Below are 13,532 nucleotides of genomic sequence, written 5' to 3' on the forward strand. Positions count from 1 at the left end.
ATATCGACCAGCGTTACCTGGCAAGGCAGGGTGCCGAAGATCCGGCCTAAGAAAAACTTGATGCGAACCGGGTTGGCGGCTCAGCCGCCAACCGAGGCCTGCTTCTGGCCGCCATCCTGCCGCGCGACATAATCGCGAAAACTGATGCATTCGACATCTGATTTGACGCAGACCTCGCCGGCGAAGCGCTCCAGCGCGTYCCAGTASGCGCCGTYRTTCATCAGCGTGAARTGRAARCCGAGTTCCAGMGGAATSCGCTTGCCTTGATACTGCGCGTCGAAGGCAGTGCGAAACGCCTGATAGGTCCGGTCCGCGAACTCGTCCGCCTTGCTCGGCCGCTCGAAGCCGCCGGAATGSCKGAYAWAGAGATTGTARTCCATGGCGATCACCGGCCTGGATTTCGGTCCTTCCGGAATCTGCGGCAGGGAAAAGCGTGTGATGCCGCCAACGGTCGGCGGCTGGGCAGGCCCCTGTGAAACGCCGCTGGCGTCGAACTGGTAGCCGGCGGCCGGCAGCGCTTCGTAAAGCGCCTTGCTTGTCGACAGATAGGGTGCGCGGAAACCGACCACCGCATGCCTGGCGAAATCGCGCCAGCCCTGCGGTTCCGGCACAATGCCGTTGATCGCATAGGCGTTCTCAAGAATGTGCTCGAAGGAGGCGAACTCCTTCAGCCACTCGGCCTTGCTCCAATCCTTGCCGTCGAAATGGCCGCAGGCGTGGCTGGCGATGTCGTGCCCCTCGTGCGCGGCAAGGCCAATCTGTTCCAGCCGCTCGGCGACTTCCTGTTTTGAGGCGGCAAAGCCGATGTTCGATTTCCCGGCTGTTTTGCCGGGCGCGGTGTATTCCATGCGTGTCTCCGGCGACAGCAGGAAGACGCAGGAGAGAAAATAGGTGAAATGCGCGCCGGTGCGCTGCGCCAGCGCGCGGCTGCGTTTCCACTGCGAGATGTCGCGGGCGCTGTCGAAGGAGATGATGACCACCTGCTTGGGCTTTGCCGGCATTGGTGGCGCGGGCGGATCGGCCAGGGCCACGCCTGCGGTGGCGAGCGAGGCAAGCGAAAACGCAGCAACGCGAGACAAACAAGGCATCGGCAAACTTACGGGCTCCTGACGGTCAGCAAGCCRGCTATCCCCGAAATGTGGCGTGGGTGCGGTTGGCCCTTTCATCCGTTTGCCCCGGGGCAAACATCGGCTTGACCCCGGGGCAAACATCCGTTTGCACCTGGGGATTAGGCGATTTTCCGCTTGAACCCCTTCCATGCCGACAAAATTTCGCTAAAACGCGGGCTCATGAACCGCCCCGGCCCGGGGCAAAATTGGTTTTGATTGATGTCCGACGACAGTTTTATCCGYGAAGTCAACGAMGAGATGCGTCGCGAGCAGGCGCAGAAGCTTTGGGACCGTTTCGGCCCGGCCTTGCTTGTCATTGCGATCCTCGTGGTGCTCGGCACCGCCGCTTTCGTCGGCTATCGCTATTGGGACGAGACGCGCGCCAACCGCTCCGGCGATGCCTTCTCGCAGGCCTTGAAGCTTGCCAATGACGGCAAGAACGACGATGCGTTGGCCGCGCTCGATCAACTGGAGAAGGACGGCTACGGCGCCTATCCGCTGCTTGCCCGCATGCGTGCCGCCACCGTCAAGGCGAGCAAGGGCGACACCGCCGCTGCCGTCAAGGATTTCGACGACGTCGCCGCCGACACCGCCATTCCCCAGGGCATTCGCGATATGGCGCGGCTCCGGGCAGCRCTCCTGCTYGTCGATCAYGGCTCKTTCGCCGACGTGTCCAGCCGCGTCGAGGCGCTGACATCGGACACCAACACGCTTCGCCACACGGCGCGCGAGGCGCTCGGCCTTGCCGCCTGGAAGGAAGGCAAGACCCAGGACGCGCTGAAACTGTTCGACCAGATCGCCGCCGATGACGGCGCCCCACGCAACACCCGCGAGCGGGCAACGCTGATGTCCGAGCTGATCCGCGGCTCGGGCAATGCGTCGTAAATGCATGTCGCCCAAAAGTGTGCAACGGTTTTGGGACAACGACATGCATGATTGTAGGACCGTATGACCTTCAAAGTCGCCATCATCGGCAGACCTAACGTCGGCAAATCGACCCTTTTCAATCGGCTGGTGGGAAGGAAGCTGGCGCTTGTCGACGACACGCCGGGTGTCACCCGCGATCGTCGCGTCCATGCCGCTAAGCTCTACGACCTGCATTTCGATGTCATCGACACCGCCGGTTTCGAGGACGCCGGTGCTTCGACCTTGCCGGGCCGCATGCGCGCGCAGACCGAGATCGCCATCCGCGAAGCCGACCTGATCTTCTTCACCATCGATGCCAAGTCCGGCCTGCTGCCCGACGACAGGACCTTCGCCGAGATCGTGCGCAAATCCGGCAAGCCGGTCGTGCTGGTCGCCAACAAGGCCGAGGCCAAGGGCGCGCAGGGCGGCATGCTGGAGGCCTGGGAACTCGGGCTGGGCGAGCCGATCCCGGTTTCCGCCGAACATGGCCAGGGCATGCCCGATCTGCGCGATGCGGTCATTGCAGCGCTCGGCGAGGCGCGTGCCTTCGGTGAAGAGGAAGAGGGCGAAGACGACGAGATCGCCACCACCGAGGTGCTGATCGGCGAGGACATTGCCGATCCGGACGCCGAGGATGTGCATAGCTACGACGACACCAAGCCGATGCGCATCGCCGTCGTCGGCCGCCCGAACGCCGGCAAGTCGACGCTGATCAACGCGCTGATCGGCGAGGAGCGGCTTTTGACCGGACCGGAAGCCGGCATCACCCGCGATTCGATTTCGGTCGATTGGGATTGGCATGGCCGCCGCCTGAAACTGTTCGATACGGCCGGCATGCGCCGCAAGGCCAGGATTCACGAGAAGCTCGAAGTGATGTCGGTGCAGGATGGCTTGCGCGCCATCCGTTTCGCCGAGATCGTCGTCATCGTGCTCGATGCCACCATCCCSTTCGAGAAGCAGGATCTGCAGATCGCCGACCTGATCATCCGYGAGGGCMGSGCGCCGGTSATCGCCTTCAACAAATGGGAYCTGATCGAYMAYCCGCAGGARCTGCTGGCGGAACTGCGCGAGAAGACCGAGCGGCTGCTGCCGCAGKGSCGCGGCATCCAGGCSGTGMCGGTCTCKGCCGAGACCGGRCGCGGYCTCGACAAGCTGATGGAYGCSGTSMTSAGGACSCACAAGGTCTGGAACAGCCGCGTCTCGACCGGCAAGCTCAACCGCTGGCTCGAAGCCATACTGGCGCATCATCCGCCGCCCGCCGTTGCSGGSCGCCGGCTGAAGGTCAAATACGTCACSCAGGCCAAGACGCGGCCGCCGGGTTTTGTTGTCCAGTGCTCGCGGCCGGATGCGATGCCGCAATCCTATGTGCGCTATCTCTCCAACAGCCTGCGCGAAGCCTTCGACATACCGGGCGTGCCGATCCGCATCGCGCTACGCACCTCGGACAACCCGTTCGCCGGCCGGGCCAAGAAGCGCGGCTGAGTATCGGCGGCCATCTGGCGTTCGTCCGATCAGGCCACGGCACGCAAGCCGGCATTGGTCCGCGCCTTGTTGGGCAATGCCTGCCGCGCCGCATCCAGCAATATGTCGGCGAGGCGGGCCGCCACCGGCCCGGGTTCGGCATCCCTCTTATGCAGGTACAACGCCATTTTGGGCAGCGCCGGCAGACCGGCAATCTCCGGCGTCATCGCGTTGACACTGGCCGGCAGGCCGATGTCGGTGCGGATCGTCAGCCCTAGACCAGCCGCGACGGCCGCCCAGATGCCGCCCAGGCTCGGGCTGGAGAAGGCCATGCGCCAAGGCAGGCCGGCGCGGTCGAGCGTTTCCGTCGCCACCGTGCGCAACAGGCATGGCGCCTCAAGCGCCACCAGCGGCAGCGGCTGGCCGTCGCACAGGCTGGTCTCGATGCGCTTGGCCGGGCCGATCCAGCGCATCGGGACATCGGCGATGTGTTCGCTGTAGGGCAGCGTCTGGCCGCTGTGCCAGGCGAGTGCGATGTCGAGGCTACCTGACATCACCCTTTCGGCGAGATCGTGGCTGCGCCCGATCCTGGCCTCGATCTTGACCTTCGGGTGGGCGCGGGCGAAGCGGCCGAGCACATCGGGCAATACAGCTTCGCCGAAATCCTCCTGCAGGCCGAGCCGCACCCATCCTTCCAGCTCGACATCATGGATGGCCGCCGCCGCCTCGTCATTCAATTCGAGCAGCCGGCGTGCATAGCCGAGCATGGTCTCACCGGCCTCCGTCAAGGCCAGGCCGCGCCCCGCTTTGCGAAAGATCGGCGTCGCCGCCTGTTCTTCCAGTTTCTTCAACTGCGCGCTSACCGCCGAGGTCGASCGGCCRAGCCGGTCGGCGGCCTTGGCRAAGCTGCCGAGCTCCATRCCGGTGACGAAACTGCGGAGAACGTCGAGGTCGAATGTCACGCGTTGCATAGCAAATGTCCTACTTTTCAGGATCGATAGTCAAAAACTTCCTGATTTTAAGGATGGATTTATGGCGATAGAGAGATGGCGTCAAGGTCTGGACCACCGGACCACCACGGGAATGAAATCATGTCCGCCATCGTCGACTGCGCCGACCAACAGCCAACACAAATCCTGAAAGACAAGGCTGCCGGTCCTGCCGAGAGGGTATTCAGTCCCGGCCATCGCTGGAAGGTCCTGGGCATAGGCGTCGCCGCGAACGCTGGTTTTTCAGCCACGTTCGCCGGCATACCGGCAACGGCGGTGGTGCTTCGTCAGGGCTATCACCTGAGCAATGCCGAGCTTGGTCTGGCGCTCGGGCTTCTCGGCTTGGGCGTTGCGCTCAGCGAACTGCCMTGGGGSCTGCTCACCGATCGCTGGGGGGATCGCCGGGTGCTTCTGATCGGGCTTGGCGCGACGGCCGCCTGGCTCCTTGCCATGGCCATGCTCGTCGTGCCGACAAGGTCAGGCATCCCCGATGTCATGCTGCTGTCGGCGAGCCTGCTCGTTACGGGACTGCTCGGCGGCAGTGTCAACGGCTCGAGCGGCCGTGCCATCATGGGCTGGTTCCGGGAAAGCGAGCGCGGCTTTGCCATGAGCATAAGGCAGACGGCGGTGCCGCTTGGCGGCGGCCTCGGCGCGCTTGTCCTGCCGTCGCTTGCGCTGGCTTTCGGCTTTTCCGCGGTGTTCGGGCTGCTGGCGGGCGCCTCAGCTCTTTCCGCCCTGTTTGCCTGGCGTTGGCTGCATGAGCCGCCGGCAGCGGCTCACGTCGTTTCGCCTGATGTGGCCGGACCAGCGCCGCTGCGCAACATCGAGGTCTGGCGCATCGCAACCGCCATCGGCCTGCTCTGCTTCCCGCAGGTGGCGGTGCTCACTTTCGCGTCGGTGTTCCTGCACGACTTCGCCGGTTTGGGGACGGCAGCGATGAGCGCGAGCCTCGCCGCGGTGCAGGTCGGCGCCATGGTCATGCGCGTCTGGAGCGGCCGCTTTACCGACCGCCATGGCAATCGCCGCCAGTTTTTGCGCGCATGCAGTGCGCTCAGCGGGTTGGCCTTCGCTGTGCTTTGGCTGATGGTCCTGGCCAGCCCCGCCATGCCTGGCGGCCAGTCTTTCCTGATCGCTGTCCTCCCCTTGGTGCTGATTGTCGCGGGTATCTCGGTTTCCGCCTGGCACGGCGTCGCCTACACCGAGCTCGCCACGCTTGCCGGCGCCGGCCATGTCGGAACCGCGCTCAGTCTTGCCAACACCTTCGTCTTCGTCGGCTTCTTCCTGGTGCCGGTGGCCATTCCAGGGCTGCTGCACCTCTGGTCATGGTCCGGCGTCTGGCTGTCGGCCGCCATCTGTGCGCTGATCGCGTGGCCGATCTTCCTGCGGCCGGTCGCAGCCCGATCAGTTTCAGACAAGTCAAACCAAGGCGGCCAACGGCACAGCCTGGGATGAAGGTGCGCGCCTGGACATCGGAAACCGCAGTTTGGCCCAGGCGATGGCGGGTTTTTCCGCCGTTCGATGGAGGATGACCGAAAGGCCAAGGCTCAATATCGCTGCCGAAATTGTGGCCGCTATTGGACCGTAGTGCTTATCGAACTCGTAGTTGTAGGCCATGTTGAAAACGACGATTTGATGAATCATGTAAAATGCGAAACTGATCTCACCGCAGAAAATCAACGGGCGGCAAGATAGAACGCGCGTCACCACGCCGGATTGGTGCGCAAACATAGACCAAGGCAGCGAATACCGGATACATCCCATATTCGCGATAAGCTGCAGACGCCATGACCGATGCATGATTGGCGAAGAACCGCGTGATCTCGTCATGCACGCCGGCATAAAGCACCAGGCAGGCGATTGCCGCAATCTGAGCGGACGCCAACCAGCCGGCGGGGATGCGCCGAAGTCTGAACAATTGATAGACAGCTATCCCCGACAGGAATTCCACCATGCGTAGAGGTGGAAAAAGTTGAACGAAGGATGCGTCCGTAACGTAGAAATCCAGCCACGGTCGTTCGGAAGAAGGCGGAAATACCGGACCGGGCAAAACCACCGTGAACGCAAGCAGGCCGAGGACGGCAAGGGTCCAGCCGCAAACCACCAGCATGGATCTGGTTGGGCCTCAGGATCAGAATGAACGGCAGGAGAAGGTAGAAGAATAACTCGACCGATATCGACCATGAAACGCCATTGTAGGCATAGGCCGTGCCGTAGGTCGGAATCCATGAGCTCTGGAGCGTCGTCGTCAGATATGCGGTGAGAAGGCTTGCCGGTTCATGAAGCGTCACCAGGGCAACAAAGGAACACAGCATGTGAACGGGCCAGAGCCTGAAAAATCTCTGGAAGACAAAGTGTCTTACATCGCGCCAGTCAAGGAAACGCCCTGCGAAACTGTATGACAACACGAATCCCGACAGGACGAAGAAGAACGAGACGGCGCATTCCAGATCCATGTTACGGATGGATTGAGACGCATCGATTCCAAACACCTTTAGATGATGGATGAATATCGACAGGGCCGCAAAAGCCCGCAGGGCCGTCAGATTATGAAGCTGGGGGCGTCCGGGTGGCTCTGTCGAGTTCACGCCGTTTGCGGTTGTAGTGTCCACGACCGTTGCCTCGTCGCTCGGCTTGCGCGGCCGCTGTTTCGAACAGCTCCATTGTGATGGTTGGAATATGGATATCCGGTTAAGGCCGGTTCCGTGAACGCGGATCGGCGGGTGTTCCGTCGCATCCCGCCGCAAAACCGCCCGACTTCGAAACCACGACCTTGAGCCGACTGAGAAAACCCGATCGATCCCGTTAACGYCCCATCAAGGTTAATGCATCATTTTGCTCTCCAGTGGGGTCAGTGGCGTTCCTGGAGAGTGTTCCGTGCATCGACGTGTGTTGAAGCGGCTTGTTGCCGCCGCCGGTGAGAAGAAACGCAGCTTCGTATCTCCGTTCATCATCGGTCTCGGCATCTGGATCGGCTTCCCGACCGTCGCCGCCTACCAGGACATGACCAGCCTCGTTTCCGGCCTCGAATCGCCGACCGCGCGCTGGAATTCCTATGTCGAGAGATCCGTCGCCGGCTCGACCCATGCCGCCGAGATGCCGTTCGTCGATTCCGACGTCACCGGCTCGATCTCCGGATCGGGCATTCACCTGGCTGGTGTCGGCAACGTGTCGTTTCGCGGCAAGGGCGGCAAGGTCAGCGGCTCGCCCGACGAGGATCGCGTGATGCGCGCCGACAAGAAGGGCCGCATCGTTCAGATGTCACCCGTTGCACCGCCGAAGAACTTCAACGCCGGGTCGATCTTCCAGCGGACCTCCTCCTTGATGCGGCCGAGCATGGACGGCGACCTGAAGATGGCTTTCGCCAAGCCGCAGATCAAAGGCAAGGAAATCCAGATCGCCGCGGCGTTCCATGCGCGTGAGGACAAGAAGCCGGATCCCGGCGTGCCGGCCATGCTCGCCGCCCTGGTCAACAACGATCATCCGGATGTGCTGGCGACAGCCTATGCGCAATCCGAGCCGGACTATGCCAAGGCCTCGCCCTTCGAAGTTCTGCTTCAGGATGAAGAGCCCAACAATGGCCGCTTCATTCCGCCGATGGCCAAGGGCGACCATTGGTGGATCCAGAACCCGCTGCCAGAGAGTGTCTTCTCCAAAAAGGAACAGGCATGCCTGGCCAATGGCATCTATTTCGAGGCGAGGAGCGAATCCGTGCGCGGTCAGGCTGCCGTTGCCCAGGTCATCCTCAACCGCGTCCGCAATCCGGCCTATCCCAATTCGATCTGCGGCGTCGTCTATCAAAACGACARCTGGYTCAACCGYTGCCAGTTCTCCTTCGCYTGCGACGGCAGGAAGAAGCGCATCGAYAGCCCCGYYSMCTACAAGACCGCGCAGGAMRTCGCCATGGCGGTCACSGCCGGCAAGATCTTCATYCCGGARGTCGGRTCGTCSACCCATTAYTAYGCCCAATATGTCCATCCGGGCTGGGCGCGCACCATGCAGAAGATGACCAAGATCGGCCTGCATATCTTCTACCGCACCTATGGCGGCGGCTGGAGCTGAGGTTCGTCGGCCGCTGGTCTTTTCCATCGGCCATAGGCTCGATCAGCGAGCCATTGCCAGGGGGATTCGCGCAACGTATCCCCATCATCGCGACGGGCACGATGTCGCACCTCTCTAATTGATTGATTTTATTGCCTAAAATACATGGCAATGAACTTCCGCCCGTGGCTTGACGGGCGCAACCCCTCTAACTATGTTGCCGGCGACTTTAGAAGCGGACGGACGGTGACGGTCTGACCGGGCAGGGGGGTTGCGATGGCCGACAAGAATGGGCCAGACGGAACCGGAGAAACCGGCCGCGGCAATCAGCATGAAACCGGCATCCGCGACGACGATCTTGAGCGACGTCGGCGTGAACTTGAAGCATCGCTTGCGACAAGGCTGCCGAACCGGCTCGAGGGGAAAGACGACGCGAAAGCGGGCAGTGCGGCCGGATATGGCCAGGCGGTCAAACTCTCCAGTGAATTTATCGCTGGCGTGGTGGTGGGCGCCGGCATCGGCTGGATCATCGACCGTATGGCGGGGACATCGCCGTGGGGTCTGATTGTTTTCCTGCTGCTTGGTTTCGGCGCCGGCGTGCTCAATGTCATGCGTTCCGCGGGCGTTGTGGCAGAATTCGGACAGGGCGATAAATCGCGCTCTGGCCGGGACGACAGGAAATGACCGCCCTTCAGGCGGCATTTGGAAATAGCCGCCCTTATGCGGCAATGATAATTTGGCCGTACGCGGCATTGACGGGGTTAAAACGTGGCAGCTGACAAGGTCGATCCGATCCACCAGTTCCATATCATCAAGCTGSTTCCGATTAACATCGGCGGCTAYGACCTGTCCTTCACAAATTCGGCAYTGTTCATGSTCGCGACCGTGGTTGTCGCCGCGGGGTTCCTGTTTCTGACGACGTCGAGGCGCAGCCTGGTTCCCGGCCGGTTGCAGTCGATCTCCGAGATGGCCTACGAATTCGTCGGCAACATGTTGCGCGATGCCGCCGGCACGCAGGGCATGAAGTTCTTCCCCTTCGTGTTCTCGCTGTTCATGTTCGTGCTGGTCGCCAATCTGCTCGGCCTGTTCCCCTATTTCTTCACCATCACCAGCCACATCATCGTCACCTTCGGCCTCGCCGCTTTGGTGATCGGAACCGTGGTGGTCTATGGCTTCATGAAGCACGGTCTCGGTTTCCTGAAGCTGTTCGTGCCGCATGGCGTGCCGGTGTTCCTGCTGCCGCTGGTGGTGCTGATCGAAGTCATCTCCTTCGTGTCGCGCCCGGTCAGCCTCTCGGTTCGTCTGTTCGCCAACATGCTTGCCGGCCACATCACGCTGAAGGTGTTTTCGGGCTTCGTCGTCAGCCTCTCCGCGCTCGGCGCGGTCGGCATCGCGGGCTCGATCCTGCCGCTGGCCATGGCGGTGGCGCTGACGGCGCTCGAATTACTGGTCGCCTTCCTGCAGGCCTACGTCTTCGCGGTGCTGACCTGCATGTATCTCAACGACGCCCTGCATCCTGGGCACTGACCAAGAGTTTCCGGCCCAAAAGTTTCCAACATTGGCGCCGGATGGAATACCAACGGAATTTTCAGATCCAAAGGAGTTGAACAAATGGACGCAGAAGCAGCAAAGTACATCGGCGCCGGCATCGCTTGCCTGGGCATGGGTGGCGCGGGCATTGGCCTGGGCAACATCTTCGGCAGCTACCTCTCGGGCGCGCTGCGCAACCCGTCGGCTGCTGACGGCCAGTTCGGCCGCCTGATCTTCGGCTTCGCTGTGACCGAAGCTCTGGGCATCTTCTCGCTTCTCATCGCGCTGCTGGCTCTGTTCGGCTGAGCTTTGGGAAGATTGGACAGGCCGGCCGCGCAAGCGGCGGGCCTGATATCTGGGGATAGTCCATGTTCGTGACATCTGCCTTTGCGCAAGAGTCCGCGCCTGCTGCCGATACCAGCCACGCCGCGACCGGAGGCGACACGCACTCCACCACCGGCGTGCCTGCCGAAGCGCATGGTGCATTTCCGCCGTTCGATCCTGCGACCTTCCCGTCGCAGCTTCTGTGGCTGGCGATCACTTTTGGGCTGTTCTACCTCTTCCTGAAGCRGGTCGTGGTGCCGCGCSTSGGYGGCATCATCGAYGTSCGCAACGATCGCATYWSSCAGGATCTCGAYCAGGCGAGCAAGTTGAAGGGCGAGGCYGACGCCGCYGTTGCTGCYTAYGAGCAGGAACTGRCGGAAGCCAAGRMSAASGCCAAYKCGATCGGCCAGCAGGCCRMCGAYGCGGCCAAGGCKGAAGCCGAGACCGCGCGCAAGAAGATCGAGGCGGCGCTCGACGAGAAGCTGGGCGAGGCCGAGGCACGCATTTCTTCCATCAAGGCCAATGCCATGAAGGAAGTCGGCAGCATTGCCGAGGACACCGCTTCGGCGATCGTCGAGGCCCTGGTCGGCGGCAAGGCCAGCAAGGCCGAGATCGCGGCCGCGGTCAAATCCGTGGCCCGGTGAGGAGCGCATCATGGACGCTACATCTCTCGCAACGCTCTGGGCCACGATTGCCCTGATCATCTTCCTGGGCGTCGCCATCTACATCAAGGTGCCCGGCCTGATCGCCAAGGCTCTCGACGCCCGCGCCGCCAGGATCAGCAGTGAGCTCGATGAAGCCCGCAAGCTTCGCGACGAGGCCCAGCAGTTGCTCGGCCAGTACAAGAAGAACCGCAAGGAAGCCGAGCAGGAGGCCGCCGACATCGTTGCGGCCGCCAAGCGCGAAGCCGAAATGCTCGCCGCCGATGCTCACAAGAAGTCCGAGGACTATGTCGCCAGGCGCACCGCGCTTGCCGAACAGAAGATCGGCCAGGCTGAGCGTGACGCGGTCGCTGAAGTCCGTGCCAGCGCCGTCGACATCGCCGTCGAGGCCGCCCGCGCATTGCTCGCCGCCAAGGTCGACGTCAAGGCCGGAGCCGATTTGTTCAAGGCATCGCTCGCGGATGTGAAGGCCAAGCTCAACTGAGCTGACAACATTTGGAAATCAAAAAGCCGCCCGGGCAACCTGGCTGCTTTTTTGTTGGGCGTTGACGCCAATCTCCGAGAGATAAGGCTGGCGCTCAATCCAGCCCGGCCAAGCCCTCTTCCTCAACCACCTCAGCGCCATCAAGCCTGAATGGCGCAAACGACACGCGGTGCAGTCTTGCAACCGGGCCATGCGCCTCGATCGCCGTGCGGTGACGGGCGGTGGCGTAGCCCATATGGACTTCGAAGCCGTAGCGGTCGTGGTGGTTGCCGCAGCCGCACATCATGCGGTCGCGCATCACCTTGGCGACGATCGAGGCGGCGGCGATCGATTGCGAGCGCTGGTCGCCCTTGATCAGCGCGCGGCCGTCGCATGGCAGCCCCGGCGGCACATCGCGTCCGTCGGCAAGCGCGAGCTTCGGCCGCACCGACAGCCCGACCAAAGCGCGGCGCATCGCCTCGAGGCTCGCCTTGAGGATGTTGCTGCCGTCAATGCCTTCAGCGCTGATCGAGGCCATCGAAACCGCCTGCGCGGAGCCAAGAATGCGCAGGAACAGCGCCTCGCGCTGCAAATGGCTGAGCCGTTTGGAATCGTCGAGACCTTCGGGGATGTTGGCGGGGTCGAGCACAACAGCTGCGGCGACGACCGGTCCGGCGAGCGGGCCGCGACCGGCCTCATCCATGCCGGCGACTGGCCATAGGCCTTCGGCCATCGCCTTCGTCTCGAAGGAGAAATCGGGTTTCTCGACGATTTCGAAGAGAAGCGGAGAATCGGAACGCGCGCGAGCCATGTTGCGGCGAGGTTCGCATCGGCTCCGATTCTCCGCAAGTCCCTCCGGGTCGGGTGGGGCGCCGGACCGGGAGGGCACCGTCTGCAGGCCGGGGCAGGCCGGACGGGATTTCTTGCCGTGGCAGGTCAAACCGCCACGGCGAATTGTATTTTCAGAGCAGCATCAGCTGTTCCTGGTCCTTTCCAGCCGCGATGAACTGGTCGGTGCGCAGCGTGCGCCGTTCGGCATTGAGGCCGAGCCGCTTGGCCGTGATCTCGAAGCGCCGGCCGATCTGCCAGGCGTAAGGTCCGGCGCCCTTCATGCGCTTGCCCCATTCCGAATCGTAATCCTTGCCGTCGCGCATCGAGCGGATCAGCGACATCACGTGGCGGTAGCGGTCGGGATAGTGGCGCAGCAGCCAGTCCTTGAAGATCGGGCTGACCTCCAGTGGCAGGCGCAGCACGACATAACCCGCCTCGCGTGCGCCGGCTGCGTACGCCGAATCGAGGATCCGTTCCATTTCCTGGTCGGTCAGGCCTGGGATGATCGGCGCCACCATGACCGAAGTCGGAATGCCGGCATCCGAGAGCTGCCGGATCGCCTCCAGCCGCTTTGTCGGTGTCGACGCACGGGGCTCCATGGTGCGCGCCAGCATGCGGTCCAGTGTCGTCACCGACAGCGCCACCTTGGCCAGCCCACGTTCGGCCATGCGCGACAATATGTCGATATCGCGCGTCACCAAAGCGGACTTGGTGACGATGCCGACCGKATGGCCACGGGCTTCCAGCACTTCGAGGATCTCACGCATGATCCGGTACTGTTTYTCGATCGGCTGGTAGGGGTCGGTGTTGGTGCCGATGGCGATGGTGCGCGGCTGGTAGCCGTCCTTCGACAGCTCCTTGTCGAGCAACCGCGCCGCATCCGGCTTGGCGAACAGCTTGGATTCGAAATCCAGGCCCGGCGACAGGCCCATGAAGGCGTGCGTTGGCCGCGCGAAGCAATAGACACAGCCATGTTCGCAACCGCGATAGGGATTGATCGACCGGTCGAAGGAAATGTCGGGCGATTCGTTGCGGGTGATGATGGTGCGCGGCTTTTCCACCTGCACCTCGGTCTTGAACGGCGGCAGTTCCTCCAGCGAACTCCAGCCATCGTCGAAGACGTGCCGGCTGACGGGTTCGAAGCGGCCGGACGGATTGATGCCCGCCGACCGGCCGCGATTGCGGTCCGGACGGATGCGCATGCCACTCTGCTCGATCA

At 62.7% G+C, this 13,532-nt stretch carries 14 protein-coding genes and 1 pseudogene; 9 read left to right on the top strand and 6 right to left on the bottom strand.

All coding sequences use genetic code 11. The features are described 5' to 3' along the window. Positions 1-80: 80 nt before the first annotated feature. Positions 81-1,088 (bottom strand): polysaccharide deacetylase family protein, encoded by a 1,008-nt coding sequence (locus AC1DX0_RS20405; RefSeq protein ID WP_477356608.1) that lies wholly within the window; start codon positions 1,086-1,088, stop codon positions 81-83. Positions 1,089-1,328: 240 nt separating this feature from the next. Here AC1DX0_RS20405 and AC1DX0_RS20410 point away from each other — a divergent pair, with 240 nt between their 5' ends. Both AC1DX0_RS20410 and der read left to right on the top strand, forming a co-directional pair. Further along, positions 1,329-1,994: a tetratricopeptide repeat protein gene (locus AC1DX0_RS20410; protein ID WP_477356610.1), complete on the top strand. Its 666-nt coding sequence runs from the start codon at positions 1,329-1,331 to the stop codon at positions 1,992-1,994. A gap of 63 nt (positions 1,995-2,057) precedes the next feature. Beyond that, a complete protein-coding gene (gene der / locus AC1DX0_RS20415; protein ID WP_477356612.1) occupies positions 2,058-3,497 on the top strand; it encodes a ribosome biogenesis GTPase Der in 1,440 nt (479 codons plus the stop codon). 29 nt (positions 3,498-3,526) lie between these two features. Here der and AC1DX0_RS20420 read toward each other — a convergent pair whose 3' ends face one another. After that, on the bottom strand, positions 3,527-4,447 hold the full coding sequence (locus AC1DX0_RS20420) for a LysR substrate-binding domain-containing protein (RefSeq protein WP_477219705.1): 921 nt from the start codon (positions 4,445-4,447) through the stop codon (positions 3,527-3,529). 120 nt (positions 4,448-4,567) lie between these two features. Here AC1DX0_RS20420 and AC1DX0_RS20425 point away from each other — a divergent pair, with 120 nt between their 5' ends. Then, positions 4,568-5,917, top strand: a complete 1,350-nt coding sequence (locus AC1DX0_RS20425) for an MFS transporter (RefSeq protein ID WP_477219704.1) — start codon at positions 4,568-4,570, stop codon at positions 5,915-5,917. A 208-nt stretch (positions 5,918-6,125) separates the two neighbouring features. Here AC1DX0_RS20425 and AC1DX0_RS20430 read toward each other — a convergent pair whose 3' ends face one another. Continuing rightward, positions 6,126-6,572: a hypothetical protein gene (locus tag AC1DX0_RS20430; protein ID WP_477219802.1), complete on the bottom strand. Its 447-nt coding sequence runs from the start codon at positions 6,570-6,572 to the stop codon at positions 6,126-6,128. A gap of 22 nt (positions 6,573-6,594) precedes the next feature. Continuing rightward, positions 6,595-7,074, bottom strand: a pseudogene (locus tag AC1DX0_RS20435) (acyltransferase family protein); the annotation flags it as partial. 265 nt (positions 7,075-7,339) lie between these two features. Here AC1DX0_RS20435 and AC1DX0_RS20440 point away from each other — a divergent pair. The 6 genes from AC1DX0_RS20440 (at position 7,340) to AC1DX0_RS20465 (ending at position 11,503) form a co-directional block, all read left to right on the top strand. Further along, positions 7,340-8,524 (top strand): cell wall hydrolase, encoded by a 1,185-nt coding sequence (locus AC1DX0_RS20440; RefSeq protein WP_477356614.1) that lies wholly within the window; start codon positions 7,340-7,342, stop codon positions 8,522-8,524. Positions 8,525-8,779: 255 nt separating this feature from the next. Further along, complete coding sequence (locus tag AC1DX0_RS20445) at positions 8,780-9,187, top strand: AtpZ/AtpI family protein (RefSeq protein WP_477219702.1); 408 nt, start codon at positions 8,780-8,782, stop codon at positions 9,185-9,187. Positions 9,188-9,271: 84 nt separating this feature from the next. Beyond that, positions 9,272-10,030 (top strand): F0F1 ATP synthase subunit A, encoded by a 759-nt coding sequence (locus AC1DX0_RS20450; RefSeq protein WP_477356616.1) that lies wholly within the window; start codon positions 9,272-9,274, stop codon positions 10,028-10,030. Positions 10,031-10,114: 84 nt separating this feature from the next. Then, a complete protein-coding gene (locus AC1DX0_RS20455) occupies positions 10,115-10,339 on the top strand; it encodes a F0F1 ATP synthase subunit C (protein ID WP_013896722.1) in 225 nt (74 codons plus the stop codon). A 62-nt stretch (positions 10,340-10,401) separates the two neighbouring features. Beyond that, positions 10,402-11,001: a F0F1 ATP synthase subunit B gene (locus AC1DX0_RS20460; protein WP_477356618.1), complete on the top strand. Its 600-nt coding sequence runs from the start codon at positions 10,402-10,404 to the stop codon at positions 10,999-11,001. 10 nt (positions 11,002-11,011) lie between these two features. Then, on the top strand, positions 11,012-11,503 hold the full coding sequence (locus tag AC1DX0_RS20465) for a F0F1 ATP synthase subunit B (RefSeq protein WP_477219699.1): 492 nt from the start codon (positions 11,012-11,014) through the stop codon (positions 11,501-11,503). Between the two features lie 94 nt (positions 11,504-11,597). On the opposite strand, the gene AC1DX0_RS20470 is transcribed toward AC1DX0_RS20465, so the two are convergent. Further along, the gene (locus tag AC1DX0_RS20470) at positions 11,598-12,293 is read right to left on the bottom strand and encodes a ribonuclease HII (RefSeq protein ID WP_477219698.1); all 696 of its coding nucleotides are present in this window, start codon (positions 12,291-12,293) and stop codon (positions 11,598-11,600) included. A gap of 151 nt (positions 12,294-12,444) precedes the next feature. Continuing rightward, positions 12,445-13,532, bottom strand: a 1,088-nt coding sequence (locus tag AC1DX0_RS20475) for a PA0069 family radical SAM protein (RefSeq protein WP_477356620.1), incomplete at its 5' end; no start/stop codon positions are given.

Source organism: Mesorhizobium sp. P3_A9 (genome assembly GCF_056402975.1).